This window comes from Streptococcus sp. 517s (assembly GCF_054445985.1).
Genome location: NZ_CM136847.1, coordinates 236934 through 250516, shown reverse-complemented (window position 1 = coordinate 250516; position 13583 = coordinate 236934). Strand labels below are relative to the sequence as shown.

General features: G+C 40.7%; 21 protein-coding genes and 1 tRNA gene. All 22 read right to left on the bottom strand.

Annotation, left to right across the window (positions count from 1 at the left end):
- Position 1: 1 nt before the first annotated feature.
- On the bottom strand, positions 2-415 hold the full coding sequence (locus ACVX3R_RS01430) for a phage tail tube protein (RefSeq protein ID WP_458795203.1): 414 nt from the start codon (positions 413-415) through the stop codon (positions 2-4).
- Between the two features lie 3 nt (positions 416-418).
- Positions 419-787: a hypothetical protein gene (locus ACVX3R_RS01425; RefSeq protein WP_458795202.1), complete on the bottom strand. Its 369-nt coding sequence runs from the start codon at positions 785-787 to the stop codon at positions 419-421.
- A complete protein-coding gene (locus ACVX3R_RS01420; protein WP_458795201.1) occupies positions 784-1296 on the bottom strand; it encodes an HK97-gp10 family putative phage morphogenesis protein in 513 nt (170 codons plus the stop codon). Before ACVX3R_RS01420 ends, ACVX3R_RS01425 begins: the two co-directional genes overlap by 4 nt.
- Positions 1271-1609, bottom strand: a complete 339-nt coding sequence (locus ACVX3R_RS01415; RefSeq protein ID WP_458795200.1) for a hypothetical protein — start codon at positions 1607-1609, stop codon at positions 1271-1273. Before ACVX3R_RS01415 ends, ACVX3R_RS01420 begins: the two co-directional genes overlap by 26 nt.
- Positions 1590-1901, bottom strand: coding sequence for a phage head-tail connector protein (locus ACVX3R_RS01410; RefSeq protein WP_458795199.1), 312 nt, complete (start codon positions 1899-1901; stop codon positions 1590-1592). The genes ACVX3R_RS01415 and ACVX3R_RS01410 overlap by 20 nt, the downstream gene beginning before the upstream one ends.
- Positions 1902-1909: 8 nt before the next feature.
- The gene (locus ACVX3R_RS01405; protein ID WP_458795198.1) at positions 1910-2113 is read right to left on the bottom strand and encodes a hypothetical protein; all 204 of its coding nucleotides are present in this window, start codon (positions 2111-2113) and stop codon (positions 1910-1912) included.
- A gap of 10 nt (positions 2114-2123) precedes the next feature.
- Positions 2124-2978, bottom strand: coding sequence for a N4-gp56 family major capsid protein (locus ACVX3R_RS01400; protein WP_458795197.1), 855 nt, complete (start codon positions 2976-2978; stop codon positions 2124-2126).
- Positions 2979-2999: 21 nt separating this feature from the next.
- Entirely contained in the window at positions 3000-3575 is a 576-nt protein-coding gene (locus ACVX3R_RS01395; RefSeq protein WP_458795196.1) for a DUF4355 domain-containing protein, read from the bottom strand.
- 345 nt (positions 3576-3920) lie between these two features.
- Positions 3921-5792, bottom strand: coding sequence for a minor capsid protein (locus ACVX3R_RS01390; protein ID WP_458795195.1), 1872 nt, complete (start codon positions 5790-5792; stop codon positions 3921-3923).
- Entirely contained in the window at positions 5755-7167 is a 1413-nt protein-coding gene (locus tag ACVX3R_RS01385) for a phage portal protein (protein WP_458795194.1), read from the bottom strand. The genes ACVX3R_RS01390 and ACVX3R_RS01385 overlap by 38 nt, the downstream gene beginning before the upstream one ends.
- Positions 7168-7178: 11 nt before the next feature.
- Positions 7179-8393, bottom strand: coding sequence for a PBSX family phage terminase large subunit (locus ACVX3R_RS01380; protein ID WP_458795193.1), 1215 nt, complete (start codon positions 8391-8393; stop codon positions 7179-7181).
- A complete protein-coding gene (locus ACVX3R_RS01375; protein ID WP_458795192.1) occupies positions 8383-8877 on the bottom strand; it encodes a terminase small subunit in 495 nt (164 codons plus the stop codon). Before ACVX3R_RS01375 ends, ACVX3R_RS01380 begins: the two co-directional genes overlap by 11 nt.
- Before the next feature lie 220 nt (positions 8878-9097).
- A tRNA-OTHER gene (locus ACVX3R_RS01370) sits at positions 9098-9181 on the bottom strand.
- Between the two features lie 23 nt (positions 9182-9204).
- Entirely contained in the window at positions 9205-9621 is a 417-nt protein-coding gene (locus ACVX3R_RS01365; protein ID WP_458795664.1) for a DUF1492 domain-containing protein, read from the bottom strand.
- Positions 9622-9832: 211 nt separating this feature from the next.
- A complete protein-coding gene (locus ACVX3R_RS01360) occupies positions 9833-10036 on the bottom strand; it encodes a hypothetical protein (RefSeq protein ID WP_458795191.1) in 204 nt (67 codons plus the stop codon).
- Between the two features lie 123 nt (positions 10037-10159).
- Positions 10160-10705 carry a restriction endonuclease subunit S gene (locus tag ACVX3R_RS01355; protein ID WP_458795190.1) on the bottom strand — a complete coding sequence of 182 codons (546 nt, stop codon included), beginning with the start codon at positions 10703-10705 and terminating at the stop codon, positions 10160-10162.
- Positions 10702-11619 carry an N-6 DNA methylase gene (locus ACVX3R_RS01350; protein WP_458795189.1) on the bottom strand — a complete coding sequence of 306 codons (918 nt, stop codon included), beginning with the start codon at positions 11617-11619 and terminating at the stop codon, positions 10702-10704. Before ACVX3R_RS01350 ends, ACVX3R_RS01355 begins: the two co-directional genes overlap by 4 nt.
- Complete coding sequence (locus ACVX3R_RS01345) at positions 11616-11876, bottom strand: DUF1372 family protein (protein ID WP_458795188.1); 261 nt, start codon at positions 11874-11876, stop codon at positions 11616-11618. Before ACVX3R_RS01345 ends, ACVX3R_RS01350 begins: the two co-directional genes overlap by 4 nt.
- Before the next feature lie 8 nt (positions 11877-11884).
- Entirely contained in the window at positions 11885-12121 is a 237-nt protein-coding gene (locus ACVX3R_RS01340) for a hypothetical protein (protein WP_125852305.1), read from the bottom strand.
- A complete protein-coding gene (locus ACVX3R_RS01335; protein WP_458795187.1) occupies positions 12114-12617 on the bottom strand; it encodes a DUF1642 domain-containing protein in 504 nt (167 codons plus the stop codon). Before ACVX3R_RS01335 ends, ACVX3R_RS01340 begins: the two co-directional genes overlap by 8 nt.
- Positions 12618-12629: 12 nt before the next feature.
- On the bottom strand, positions 12630-13145 hold the full coding sequence (locus ACVX3R_RS01330) for a RuvC family protein (RefSeq protein ID WP_458795186.1): 516 nt from the start codon (positions 13143-13145) through the stop codon (positions 12630-12632).
- On the bottom strand, positions 13142-13474 hold the full coding sequence (locus ACVX3R_RS01325; RefSeq protein WP_458795185.1) for a hypothetical protein: 333 nt from the start codon (positions 13472-13474) through the stop codon (positions 13142-13144). The genes ACVX3R_RS01330 and ACVX3R_RS01325 overlap by 4 nt, the downstream gene beginning before the upstream one ends.
- Positions 13475-13583 lie beyond the last annotated feature (109 nt).

The window sequence follows — 13583 nt, the reverse complement described above, 5'->3', positions numbered from 1 at the left end:
ATTAACCTCCAATTCCGTCTGTGAATTCAAGTTCAGACTGCAATGCAATTTTAAGAGTAAACTCAATAACAGAGTTCACACCACCACCACCAAGTTTGACAGACACTTGACCTTCAAATTGAACCTTGGTGTTGTCTGGGTATTTTTGTTCAAAGAAGAGTTTTGTCTTGTCGTCTGCTGCTTTACGTAAAACACGATAAGGAGCATTTACCCCGTCGTTCTTGTAAGCGAATTTGTATTCCAATTCTCCAGCATCGCCAATACCGAATTCATATTTTTTAACCTTATCTTCAAGGGTGGTATTCTCAACCTTTTCAGGTTCAATACCGAATTCAGGGACTTCCTTAAGTCCTGCAAGTTTTGTGTAAGTTCCTTTAGCTGTTCCATAAGAAAGCGTAATTCCGTTTGCTAACATGTATTAATTCTCCATTCTATACTGATAAACCAATTCTGAATTAAGGTCCACGATTCCCTCGAAGCGCATCAACTTGTGACGCAAATGCGACGGGTCAGGTACATCCTGACAATCTGTTCTTCGCAACCCTAAAGATGCGAAGATTTCATTGATTTTGACTGCTAAATTGCTTGTGCTATCTTTGTCGAAAATATCCACCTTATAGCGAATATGCGACTTCTTCTCTTGGTCGTCGAACCATTCACCCGGCTTATTCTGTTCTTCCAAAAAAATGACGACTGGAACATTCTCCCAGTCGCTTGGATAAGTATCAGTCACATTATCTGCAACCTTTTGCAATTCTTTGTAAATTACAGGCTTAATATTAATCATTTTATCTGTTCTCTTATCTTTCTACTAACGTATTTTGAGATATTACTTGACACATGGTCATGGTTATCTCTCAAAGCAGGATACAAGTAAGGTTGTGCAGGCTGACCATACATCTTGTAGAATTCCCCTCTTTTCGCAAAGTGGTAAGGCCCTACATTGATTTGGTCCTCATGCACATACCAAGGACTAGATCGATAAGACACGCTTACTTCTGGAGATATACCAGAATGATTCTCTTGTCCTTTCGGACCCGTTCCAAGTTCGACATAGGCGCCATGGTCTGAGTTCGTGAAGACTTCGCCCGATATCTTGTTGCCGTTTACTTTTAATCGCACTCTAATGCTATTTCTCAATTCCCCCTCATTTGCGGGCGCTCTAAGTTTAGCATCTGCTTGTACGACTGTTTTAGCAGCATGCAAGACTGCTTGTCCTACAAACTCATTAGTCCTCGCTCCGTAGAGTTTACGGCACTTAGCGATTAAGCTATCTGCCCCGATTAAATCTGACACGTTCCAACTCCAAAACTTGATGATGACTGTATACTTTCTTCGAGATAACCCGATGCGTGACCTCTGTCTTGCTATCGATACAGACACCGTCTTTCACGTTGATGTCTGCACTCTTGCTCGCATTCGCATTCAGGATATCATTGACACGGTCGCCATAGATTTCAGATTGTAGCTTGCTAGTCGCTGGCCACAATTCAAGTCGTACTTCTTCAATCTCGTCCGAATATCCCTCTTTAGCGACTCCCTCGTTTGTCACGATTTTCTTGAACCGTTTGAGGTTATACGGCTTCAGTCTACTCTTTTTCAAAAACATGACCTGCCACCCTCGCTAATCGATGCATCCGAATGCGCTGTAAAATGCCCGTAGACAGCCCGTTATCGCCATAGGTGACAGATATGCCGCCCTCACTCCTAGACTGCTCTCCTTCGCTTCCTGAGCGGTTGTATAGCTCAATTACAAGTTCAGGTAGTAGTCTTTTGAGCGCTGGCGTCAGCTTCTCTCGGTTCGTCTCAGATAAAATGATGTTTTCAGCCCTTAAAAGTAAAGACGAGAGGACTGTTTCGTCACTCTCGCCCGTCAATGATTTTAGTTTTTCAAGTTCCATAAGACCTCCTAATCGTAAGGAGTCGTCTCGTCTCCTTGGATTTCGGTTTCATCAATGATCTCGACAACCTCTGCGATATCGACTGAGAACTCACTTTTGAGATTGTGTGACAATTCGTTGAAGCGCTCGTCTGTCATCTCAAAGACATCATTTTCATGCCGTCTCACTTTTGCTTGCCAGTCATTGAAGGCTTGTTTGACTCTGACTTTCATAGGTCAGACCTTATTTCTTGATTTCAGCAAGCACGACCTTGGAATCGTCTGAAACTGCGACTGTGTAAAACTCGTCAATTGAGATTTCGGTAGAACGTTTCAAAGACTTGCGGTCTACTTCGACGTTTGGATCACGTTTGATGTAAACTGTCAATGCAGCAGTGTCTTGTTCGGTTTCGTCATCGTGTGTCAGCTTGATGATTGGGCAAGTGTAGAATGCGCTTGTAGAGTCCAGAGCTACCTTACTAGTCGCAACGATACGTGTATTTGCAATCATACCAATTTCACCAGTCATTACAACTTGATTTGGGTATTTATCAGCTGAGATGAAGTTTGGATCTTTACGCAAAGTTGTGACTTGCTTTGGATTGACAAACATAACTTTTTCAGTATTGACTTCTTCTTCAAACAGATCAATTGCATCAACGATTACATCATAGCTAATTGCTTTTGTTTTTGAGTCAAATTTACGAGTGTTTGTTTTTAGAAGGGCATCCATTGCGTCGTTATCGATTTTAGCAGCAATAGCAAGTGCAAGTTGGTTTTCAGCATTTCCTACTGGATCACCGTAGCCAGATAATACAGCTTCGTCCGTCAATTCAACGGCTTTCATAGCCTTCTTGATTGTAGCAGTTTTGGTTGATGTTCCAAGAACTACAACACCAGCTTCCACACCTTCGTTTACATCTTCGGCATCACCGATGTATGTGTAAGATGGGACTTTGATAGTGTTCCCTGGCACGCCTTCAAGCGTGCGATCGATAGCTGCGAATGGAATTACTTGCAATTTCTTTGGTAGTTTAGCTGCAATCATGTCTCCCATTACTTCAGGATTCACGAGATTTGCGATTTTAGTTTGTGCCATTTATTAAATTCTCCTTATTCGTTAATTCAAAAATGAGTTATACAATTCAGGATTTGACTGCTTCAATGCAGCCTTCTCTGAATGACTCATTCTGTAAAATTGAGCCTTGGTAAGCTCGTTGTTATCTTGTGGGGCAGTCTTAATAGGTGCGCTACCCTTCATGCGGTCGGATACACCTTTTTGGACTGCATCCTCCCAAGTTTTCTGAATGCTCGCGACTGATTCAGTCACAGCTTCTGCGTTTGACAAATCAACCACGGTCACTAATTCAACTGGTAAGCCACGTTCACTTAACATTGTCTTAGCTTCTGCGATCAATTCTTTCCGAGCAATAGACTGTTCACGATTATTCAATTCTTGCTCGCGCTGATCCAACTGATATTTCTGTTTCTCGTCAGCGTTCATTTTGGCAAGTTTCTTCGCTTCGTTTTCTCTAGCTTCCTGCTCAGATTTCCACTTAGCAAATTTCTTATCGATGATAGCATCGACGTCTGCATCTGTGTACTTCTTCTCGTCTTGCGGTTGTGGTGTAGGTTCTGCAGGTACCTTTTGCTCTTCAACCGTTTCGACTTCGACTGTTTGTGTTTCTTCGTTCATTGCGAACCTCCTATTTTTAAAGTCATCCCTGACTATATAATTCCATGGCTTTTTACGTCTTCAATGCTCGGACAATATAAAAACCGCATCAAATATGACACGGTTTATAGCAATTTACAGTGATTTATAGCAGTCTATTCCTGCAAGTCAAGATGTTGGATCACCTACTTTCTGTTTTTGAAACCTGTTAAAATCGCAAGAATAGTTCCTGCAATTAAAACGAACAACCAAAAGAATACCAACCACCCGAAAGCAATCAGCACCCATTCCCAAATGAACATGTTTTACTCCTTTCTATGTTTTGGCTTATTGTTAGCTTGTTTTGTCATTCTTTCAAAAAGATTCTCAGCTTCTTTTTTTGTCATTGACATACTCTAAATACACCTCCAAACGCTCCATTTTTTCTTCTGAATTATAAAATTCCTCTGTGTATCGAACTGTTCCTGATTCCCACTTTTCAATTGGATAAAGTCGTTCTTTGCCTGTTGGCATGTGGATAACGATGTTTTTATTGCCTTTTTTGCTGACTCGGATTTCCGTTTTGAGGTTGTTTTCTTCGACGTACTGAGCCATAGGCATATCAATGTATTCCCAACCGGCATTTTTGCCTTCAACAAATTTGGTATCAACAATCTTGTAAGAACCTTGTATCAATTCTTCCAGCTGGTCAGGATACTCAGATATGTTTGAAATATCCAAAGATTTGCTTGAATTAAAGATGAATTTAACATTTTTTCTTGAATTCAAGCCTCTCTTCTTCGTCTCAAAACCAACAACCCTGTCTTGCTCTAGCTTCTCAATAAACTCTTTATCACGAGTAGCAGATCGAATACCAAAATTAAGGGTATCTCCAACCTGATAGTCTGAGTAATCACCAGAACGCAATTTCTCAAATCGAATCAATTTGTCTTTTTCAAGAGGTTGTTTATCGATTAAATCGTGTATAGATTCAACATCTGCTTTTGTCTTGTCTGTGATTGTTTTTAGCTGTCCGTTTTCCCCGTGCCAAACATAGGTCGGTTTGAACTGTTTCTCATCTGTGATGTACTGCGAATAATCACAAACCTCTTGATACTCACCGTTTGTATAATCATACAAGGATTTTTGCATATCTTTAGACAAATCTAGCACATTTGTTTTCTTAGCAACGGGAGCTTTCTTGACTCGTTTTACAGACTTACCTTTTTCATCAACATACTTGCCATACCACTCTTTATAACTCATATCAGCAGGTACATACTCGACTTTACCTGTCTTAGGATTTCTCGCTCGTCGCTCTAGCTTGCTGTAGTCGATATCGTCATCATGTGCGATAGTCGTAGACCTGCACCACGGATGGAGAGGTGGATAGTTCACGCCAGGAACAGCCTTGTCCGTGTCGTAGACCTTGTTGTCATGTTCTTGACAGATGTGTGATGTACGCTTGTCCAATACCGCTACGAAGCGATACTTTGTAATCTCAGCATCTTCATAGCTGAGCAGTTCCATTTGATTGTGAAAGAACGCTGACTCGGTACGAACCAAACGCCTTGCGTTGTTTTGACCTGCCCCGAACCGTTCAGCGATTGCTTGAGATGTATCTCTTACACTCCGACCCGTCATGAGACTTACCAGAAGCTCGTCTTTCACGCTTGAAGCAAGCGCCCCTGTATTTTCCCATATCCTGTCCGAATAGCCCTCTCCTGTCCATTTGAGAGCCTTCAAGCGCTTGATTTCAGTTTCAGGGAGATTGGAGAAACTATAAGCAAGTCCAGTCTGCTGCTGCAAGTCAAAAGTAGCTTTATAGTAGCTATCCTTCATCAAGTCACTGTAAAAGGCATCCGATCCTGATTTCTCAGAGTGATAGATAGACTCACGCATGCGGTCTAAATCGTCGTTCAAACGCTCTAGTCGCTTCATGCGATAAGCATAAGCTGGACTATCTAAATCAGCGAGTAAACGTTGGATGTTCGAGTCGTTTGGTCTAGCTTCAAGAACCTTACGAAGTTCGTTCAGGTCCTTTTGGTCCTTCATGTTCTTTAAGACATGACGGGCATCACGCTCGCTCAAACCATGATCACGCTGAAACTTGTCCAAGACCTTGTTGATTTTCTTGTCTAAATACGCTTTAGATTGCTTGTAAATCTCGTCGAACTTGTCAGCTTGCCTCTCAGCCTTATCCATCTGCTCATAGATGAGATTAGCCTTTCTCTTGGTCCAGTAGTCCTTGTTCTTCATCTGTCACCTCGTCGTCTGGCTTCGTGTTAGTCTGGTTAAAGAATGGCACACGTTCCATGCTCTTCTCCTTCTCTTCTTCGAGTTCTTCCAATTCAGCATCGGGATCTTCAACGAACGGCAAGAGCGAAATAAGCTGACGAAGTGAGACCTTGCCTTCAAGATTATTGATAATCTGTGACAATTCAAGTAAGTTCTTAGGCAATCCACGGCTGAATTGTGGCACAATTGAATGAGCTTCAAGAGCAATCTGCTGCATGCCCAAATAGTGAGCAAAGATAGCAATCCGCTGTCTAAGACCGCGCTTGTAATTAGCCTCTTTCGTCTTAGTAATCATTTCAAGACCTAGTAGCTTGAATTCCATAGCTACACCCGAGCTATTACCTGCAAAGTTCTCATCTGTCAAATTCGGCACATGGCTGAATGTGTAGATATCTTCCTTCAAAGCCTTGCGCAAGATTTCAGTTGCGTTCTCGTCCAGGACGTTCTTTAAGAAATCAGCCTTGGCATCTGCTGGCAATTCCAAAAGACCTTCTTCAGCAAGAATGCTCATTGCTTCCCTGGCATCCTCTAGATTGTCAGCCAACTGCGCACCATACAATACAAGAATAGACTCGACCGCTTGTTCCTTATCATTGACACGATTGCCCATCAATGAGTTGTAAGCATCAATCAAGCTAATCTGTTGCTCATAATCACCAATCGCAAAGTGATTATTGCGATATTCAATGATTGGGATTTGCCCGAGGTTGTGAGGCTCTACCTGCTCGTTTCGTGTAGTCCCCATACTAGAATCACGCAACACGATGTGGTAGTGCAGATTTTGAGTAAAGACTTCTGCTTGATACTTAGTCGCATCTTTCGTATCGTCTTTAATTTCGTAGTAATACACCGCAAAGAGCGCCTTGCGTTCGATGCTGTCATCGTATACAAGAAATACATTCTCAGGGTCTACGCTAGTCGAATCAAGCTCAGTCAATCCCTCTTTAGCATAGATGTACTCGTAAGCACGTCCATAAATAGCCATGTTCAACGCATTCTGAGCGTCTACTTGGTCTATTTCAGCGCCATCGAAAGCTTCAAGTAGAGGCTCGAGATCGCTCTCAGCAGTGTTGTTATACTTGATAGGATTGCCCATGAAATAGCCAGTAGACGTATCTGCGATGTCCTTTGCATGATTAGCTACCGTCTTGTAATTCGGAGCATTCTGATTTCTTCTCGTGTGATTCAAGATAGCATGCTCACCCAAGTAATATTTCTTCAAGTCATGCAAGCGACTGCGCTCTTGTGTGTGTTTGCGAATCAGCTTGTAAATCAATTCTTTACTCAAAGCTGTTTCATCGTATCCATCCCGTGGATAAGTTAAAATCTGATACATTTAAATCCTTTCTATAAGCCGTATTGTGAACGTCTGCGGACGGTTGCTTTCGGTTGTGAATGATGCGAATAAATCGCATAACGCACCGCATCCAGTACGTCATCATTCTCTTTTACTGGCTCACCCGTCTTTTCGTTCCAGATATACTGATAAACTTCATCTTTGAACTTGCTAACCTTATTTGAGACAACAAAAAAGCGCCCAGCTTTCATCAGCTTGGCAACCTCTTCAATACCAGACAAAACCGCTTTGTTAGCGTTAAATGTCTTCAGTTGTTCTCTTTGAAATCTTGCAACGTGTTCAGGTCGTGCGCTATCTGCCCAAAATGTGATATTGCCATATCGTTCTTTGATATCTTTTGCTAGATCTACCCAAAAGTCAATCTCTTGATGTTGGTGTGCGTGTTCTTCGACTAGGTAGACAGAGCCGTCCGCTGACTCTCCAATAACCACGATAGAGCCGTAGTGTTCATATCCCCAGTCTACACCTGCGTAGATTTTCGTGATATCTTCTGGCGCTTCACTCACAAACATATTCTCGCTAAAATCACGATAGACCACACCTTCACCAGTCACCCAAAGGCCAAGGATATCTCGGTCATAGAAGACGCCTGCTGGTGTGGCTGATTTAATATTCTCACGATATCTGTCAGACATGAATGTATTATCATCTAGCTTAAAATGAAAATCGATAATCATGTCATCGCCAGTGTTGATATAATCTCGTCTGAGCCAGTGAGTTGGAATGTCCGGGTTACTATCCCAAACAATCCGTGCACCCTCTCCTGAGCAACGTGAGATGATTTCTTTAAATACTTGCTCATTAGCAAGTGATGCCTCGTTTATGTAGGCCCCAAAAGCCGTGAAACCACGAGCACGCTTTAAACCAGAAATCGAACCAGTATATACTTGAATAATTTTGACTCCACAAAGAGTGAAGGCTCCGTGTTTGTCATACTTCGGTTCGATACCAAACATATTATAGAGTTCTTGGATGATGTTGTTTTGAATTGATGTCGAAGATGTCCCTGCCAAGATATACATCGGCTCGTCAATGTTCAACTTATCTGCTATTTCTCGGACTCGTGCGATCTCATTCCCAAAAACAACATTATTCAAAACAGTCTTACCCGAACGCTTCGCACCATGAAGACCACAAATAAAGAAATCATCGTTTAAAACCCGTCTAAGGACTTGTTCTTGTTTTGGCGTGAATTTACTTGTCATTAAAAGCACCTCTCAAAGCTTTAGCAAATTCCACAAGCTTATCGTCGTGCTCGGCATCCATGCCGATTTGATATTTGAGTTTTTCGATTTCAAGTTCCAATTTCTCAGCTTGTTTAGCAGTAGGATATCGTTTTAATATCTCAGCTATTGCTTTAATAACCGTGTTATTATCTGCTTTCTTCTTGACTCTATCGACTTCTCCGGTTACCGGATTCATCATCAAGACCTCTTCAAGACGCTTGCCTCTTGCAATGTCTGAAAGAATTGAAAGAGCCTCTTTAGCGCTCAGAATGTTCTCATCGTGCATCTTTTCGGTTTCTGTTTGTATGAACGTTTTAACGCTTGCATTTTCTAGCAATTTACTAGCGGTTGTTTTAGCATAAGCCTCGCTATAACCAGCAAATATTGCGGATTGATAGACATTTCCAGTCCTCAAATACTCGCTCGCAAACATCTTTTGTCTTTGATTTAACCCAATGTCCATCACCTCCATTTTTTACAAAATAAAAAGCCACACAACCATGTGACTTTTGATTACAACCTCTGAGGGAATCAAACCCTCTAGCTTATAACTTATCCGGAATATAATTAGCTACGCAATCATGCAAGGTCCAGTCGCTACTGCCGACCATTTAATAAGTTAATGAGTAATTTATGAATGCTAAGCCTACTGCCTACCCCGTTCTGGAACACAAAATACTCAAACGAGAGGGGAGGACTTGAACCTCCAAGGCCATTACAGCCCCCTGATATTACAGGTAACCATCTACCAATTCTGAGACCTCTCTTTTCAATTCTTGATACTACCATTTTAACAGATTTTAGACTTCATGCCTGTACAGTTACTATCATTTACTATCAATTCTGAAAGAATACTATCAAGTTCCTTTACTGCTTGTTTCTTCAAACGATAGTAAGTAGGGGAACTCATGCCCCCCATGCTGTCACAGATGTCATCAACGTATATCTTATTGATGTAGGTCTTTCTCAAAATAGTTCTATGTTTTGGATTTTTAAGCCTATTGATCATCCTACCTAATTCAAGCTTTCTGTTGATAACCTCTTTAGTATCCTGTTCTATAGCCTCTTTCATCGCTACAAGCTGAGTATAGACGTCATCAACCTTTCTAGTTTGACCGCCTTGGACTTTAACGTCTGTCCACTTAGGACTTGAGAGCAAACCAGCCTCAAGTTCTTTGATTTCATCTATACGGCTTTGGATGTCCATGTCCAGATCCTGCAACTCTTTCAAGAGCTCTTTAGCCTTCACTCTCTATCTCCTTTTGTGATATAATAATATTATTGAGATTATAGCTGAGACAGAGAGTGTCTTGGCTTTTTTGTTTTACAAAAGACTTACCACAATCCACATCAAAGCCCAAAGAACGAGATACCAGTAAATAACTTTCCCCAGGACCTCCAACCAAGATTTTTTGGTATCATACCAAATCCTCCTCATCTTCTATTCTTATCAAAGCTCTCCCATTTGGAAAATGTGTTTTATGATATTTTCCTGAGTAAATCTTTAAGGAGTCTAAGCTAATACCAGTGTATTCGCTTATCTCATACAATGTTCCTATCGTGATAAGCTTGTCTCCTGAATACAAAGCCCAATCGTGACTCCATTTATCGTCAACTACCATTCAATCCCCCTCTCCACTCTTTTGACTAAGCATTCACTACAAATGCCATATTGAAATACACAATCATAATCTAACTTGTCTTTCAAAAAGAAAAACTGCTCACAATCTTCACAATCTAGCTTGTTATCCATTTATTTCTCTTTCTAAAGCTGTTCCGATTTTTTCATTGTAGTAACTCAAAACCTTACCTTCTAGCATTTTAATTTGTATGATATTTTCTATAAAAAAATCCAAATCTGTACTCATTTCATCCAACAACTTAACAACCTTTAACTGATATTTCATATCAGGAACGTCAATCTTTATTTTTGACAATCTAGCTACTGATAAACCTGGTTGATTATCTCCGTCTGCGCATTGCTCTATTTCTTCACGCTTCATCAACAGCCAGTGAAATAAATATCGCTTATCTATCATTTCTTTTGGCTCAACTTTAAAGCCACCTTCATCTATCCAAAATGGATCTCGATGGAAATAAACTGCACCAACTGTACCCTTACGAGTCAAGCGGATTGTGTCGCTCTCACAATTGAATTTATCTGTAGTTCCCTTTGCTTTCATACCAGCGCTATAGATAAAATACGGCCCATCTGTTACTTTCGTTCTAGTACCTGAAATAAGCTCGCAAACTTCTAGCAATCCGCACGTTGTTATCTTATCTGGTTTCATTCTACTCCTACTGCAAAATTGTACATCAACAAGTAATCATCTAAAACCTTATGGCACTTTGTTATGAAAGATTTTAAATCAATATCTGCATTGAAAAACTGAATCAATATCAATTGACTAGCTAAATGTTTTTCAAGGTGATCAATTGCCATTTGCTCTAGCTCTGCATTTACTTGATCAATATCTATTTCTTCTTTCTCTACAGGCTTGCTTGGTGCTACCCATCTAAAATCTGAATCTAGAGTATCAGATTCTTCATATTCGACCTTTTTGGCCTTACAGTCATAAATCTCTTTTGAAATCTCAGGGCTACTTTTTTCTTTGTCAATGACTAAGAAAATCACGTTGATAGATGTATCTTCAAATCCATTTTGAATCACATTTAATTCAACAAGGTTATTCCCTACCAGCTCTCTCATTTTCCTTTCAGATTGACGATAAGCGATGCCAGGAAACATGATATAAAATCCGTATCGTTTCGTGTAAGTCATTGACTTCAACAGGAAAATATCATCAACAACACCTGACTTTTTCCACGGGTACAATTCTTTAATGGCCTGTTGGTCTTCTTCTGGTAAATCTTTCAATTTCATAGAATAAGGCGGATTCATTACAATTGCATCAACTTGTATATCTGAGTGATAAGTGAAAAAACTTTGATTATTCACAACAGCATGAGGAAAATTCGTTTTCAATGCTTCGCAACTTTCCTGCTGAATTTCCACCGCATGAAAATCAGTCATACTAATAAACTGCTCCAACTGCCCAGAACCTGCAGCGCCATCAAAGACAGATACATTCTCACCGCAATATTGTTTTACTTTGTTTGCTAAGTATTCACGTAGCGGTTTTCCAGTCACATACTCAGCGAATTTATTGGCTTTCTGACGGTTATTATGTTCCACGAACATCATAACATCACCTCATCCCCAACTTTCACCGTATCGTACACTTCCTTCGCGACTACGAAAATACCGTAATCACGAATGGTAAGTGTGTATAGCTTGCCGTGTCGTTCTTTCTCGACGACTTTACCTTTAATTTCTGCGCCTTGATTGTCAGCTTTATAGACGATAATTGGGCGCTTTTGTTCTAGGTTCTTAATCTGGATACTCTGCCAGACATTCAATCCAGCAGACAATAATATCCAGATCGTGATAAATCGTTTCATTTTACCTCCTATATTTTAGATTTCCTTTTGCCGATTAGTTCAACTAAACTTCCTACAAGGAATACCAACCCTCCAAAAAGAAAAGAATGTACTAACAGAATTGGTATTAAATAAGGTTTGATTGGAAAAATTGAAAACACCCATGTAAAATACCATTCAATAAGCCCGCAAACAGCAAGGAAAACGACTGCAACTGTTGATAACATCAATGTTACTGCTCCAATACCTTTTAGAAAGTCACTCATCTTTCATCTCCTCAATCTGTACCCCTGGACAATCGAATACCCATCCAAAGCCAGAAGAAATTATTTCTGCTTTTGTAAGTTCAAGACTTCTTGGCTCAAATTGTGTTTTCTTAGTGAAGAAAATAATATTCTCTCCAAGAGTCCTGACATTAACAAGATTCAAATGTCCATCGTTATAGTTTAATAGAACTACTTTGTATTTCTTCTCTTTCTCGACCTCGTGGCATTTGGCACGGCTGAAATCTTGTTCAAATTCACCCATGATTGCCTTTAGCCAAACTTCACGGTCATGCAATGGCAATTCTCGCAATCGTGCTAGTACGTTTTTAACGTATCGTGGAGCTTCATCTGCTTGACCTGTTTCGGGTTCGTCTAAACGCTTCAAATCGCTTATTATACCGTCTGTTGCTACAACGTTAAAATTATAGCTATTTTTAAGTAGCTCATATTTTGAAATTAATTCTTGTTTATTCGTTCTTAATTCCTGTTCCTTCATTCTTCCAACTCCTCAACTTATCTTGTGGTTTTCCAATTCTCCAAATTCCTGGCCGTAACTTACAAAATACGAACCAATCAGGATTGCATCAGCCTCGTCGTCTTTGACGTTCAGGTCAAATTCATCCGAAACCTTAGCAACGGCCTGCAGCTTCATCGACTTCTTGCTGCGGTCTTTGTAGATGAACTTCCAGTACTTGCGCCAGGTCGACACGTTCACAAAATACACATTATCAGCAATCAATCGTCCAAGGATGATGCCCGTTACAATTCCGATACTGATCATAGATTGTTGATTTGGTCCCATAACCGAGTTTTTCTCGACCACAATCGATTCAAAATGGCAGTCGTACTTCTGGAGCGCTCTCGATTGAATCGCTCGCAGTTCGCTAGCCATGAATCGACCACGTTCAAAGAACGACTTGCTTTTATGTTTTAAGACACCACTCTGGACAAGGTCAGAGCCTTGAAATACGGCCCATCCTGTCGCAGTAGTTGAAATGTCTAACGATAATGTCAGAGATTTCATTGCAGTTCTCCCTTGATACCGCAAAGATCAAAGAGATTCCGCTTGTTGTTTTCGATGAACTCAAAGAACTTCTGAAGCTCGGCCAAGTGGCGTTTTTCTCTCTTGACTCCAAGGCTTGTATGATACTCTGTCGGCGTTTTCGGTGTTACCCTGATGTCTAGCCAATAGAGGGGCTCGAACACGTCGCCATTCGTATCAAGAGAAGCGTCTGCGTCTTGGTTTCTAAAAACCATCTGCATATCATATTCAATTTTATTTGTGATCGTGATGGTCTTGTCCACGATTTCAAGTGTAATAGTTGTTCCTGGTATGTCGATTTTGTTTAGCATTTGTTTTTCTCCTTTTAAAAAATGCGACTGCCTTTGTGATAATTGGCTAAATACGGGCAGTCGCTCGTCCAGGCCACATGACCTTTACTGACATTTTCTAGTTCGCAGT

Coding starts and splice junctions, on each gene's coding strand:
- ACVX3R_RS01375 (WP_458795192.1), bottom strand. CDS start 8,877: ATGGACATTGGGTTAAATCAAAGACAAAAGATGTTTGCGAGCGAGTAT.
- ACVX3R_RS01365 (WP_458795664.1), bottom strand. CDS start 9,621: ATGGACATCCAAAGCCGTATAGATGAAATCAAAGAACTTGAGGCTGGT.
- ACVX3R_RS01360 (WP_458795191.1), bottom strand. CDS start 10,036: ATGGTAGTTGACGATAAATGGAGTCACGATTGGGCTTTGTATTCAGGA.
- ACVX3R_RS01345 (WP_458795188.1), bottom strand. CDS start 11,876: ATGAAACGATTTATCACGATCTGGATATTATTGTCTGCTGGATTGAAT.
- ACVX3R_RS01405 (WP_458795198.1), bottom strand. CDS start 2,113: ATGAAAGTCAGAGTCAAACAAGCCTTCAATGACTGGCAAGCAAAAGTG.
- ACVX3R_RS01380 (WP_458795193.1), bottom strand. CDS start 8,393: ATGACAAGTAAATTCACGCCAAAACAAGAACAAGTCCTTAGACGGGTT.
- ACVX3R_RS01430 (WP_458795203.1), bottom strand. CDS start 415: ATGTTAGCAAACGGAATTACGCTTTCTTATGGAACAGCTAAAGGAACT.
- ACVX3R_RS01335 (WP_458795187.1), bottom strand. CDS start 12,617: ATGAAGGAACAGGAATTAAGAACGAATAAACAAGAATTAATTTCAAAA.
- ACVX3R_RS01330 (WP_458795186.1), bottom strand. CDS start 13,145: ATGAAATCTCTGACATTATCGTTAGACATTTCAACTACTGCGACAGGA.
- ACVX3R_RS01425 (WP_458795202.1), bottom strand. CDS start 787: ATGATTAATATTAAGCCTGTAATTTACAAAGAATTGCAAAAGGTTGCA.
- ACVX3R_RS01355 (WP_458795190.1), bottom strand. CDS start 10,705: ATGAAACCAGATAAGATAACAACGTGCGGATTGCTAGAAGTTTGCGAG.
- ACVX3R_RS01340 (WP_125852305.1), bottom strand. CDS start 12,121: ATGAGTGACTTTCTAAAAGGTATTGGAGCAGTAACATTGATGTTATCA.
- ACVX3R_RS01385 (WP_458795194.1), bottom strand. CDS start 7,167: ATGTATCAGATTTTAACTTATCCACGGGATGGATACGATGAAACAGCT.
- ACVX3R_RS01390 (WP_458795195.1), bottom strand. CDS start 5,792: ATGAAGAACAAGGACTACTGGACCAAGAGAAAGGCTAATCTCATCTAT.
- ACVX3R_RS01325 (WP_458795185.1), bottom strand. CDS start 13,474: ATGCTAAACAAAATCGACATACCAGGAACAACTATTACACTTGAAATC.
- ACVX3R_RS01395 (WP_458795196.1), bottom strand. CDS start 3,575: ATGAACGAAGAAACACAAACAGTCGAAGTCGAAACGGTTGAAGAGCAA.
- ACVX3R_RS01400 (WP_458795197.1), bottom strand. CDS start 2,978: ATGGCACAAACTAAAATCGCAAATCTCGTGAATCCTGAAGTAATGGGA.
- ACVX3R_RS01410 (WP_458795199.1), bottom strand. CDS start 1,901: ATGGAACTTGAAAAACTAAAATCATTGACGGGCGAGAGTGACGAAACA.
- ACVX3R_RS01415 (WP_458795200.1), bottom strand. CDS start 1,609: ATGTTTTTGAAAAAGAGTAGACTGAAGCCGTATAACCTCAAACGGTTC.
- ACVX3R_RS01350 (WP_458795189.1), bottom strand. CDS start 11,619: ATGATGTTCGTGGAACATAATAACCGTCAGAAAGCCAATAAATTCGCT.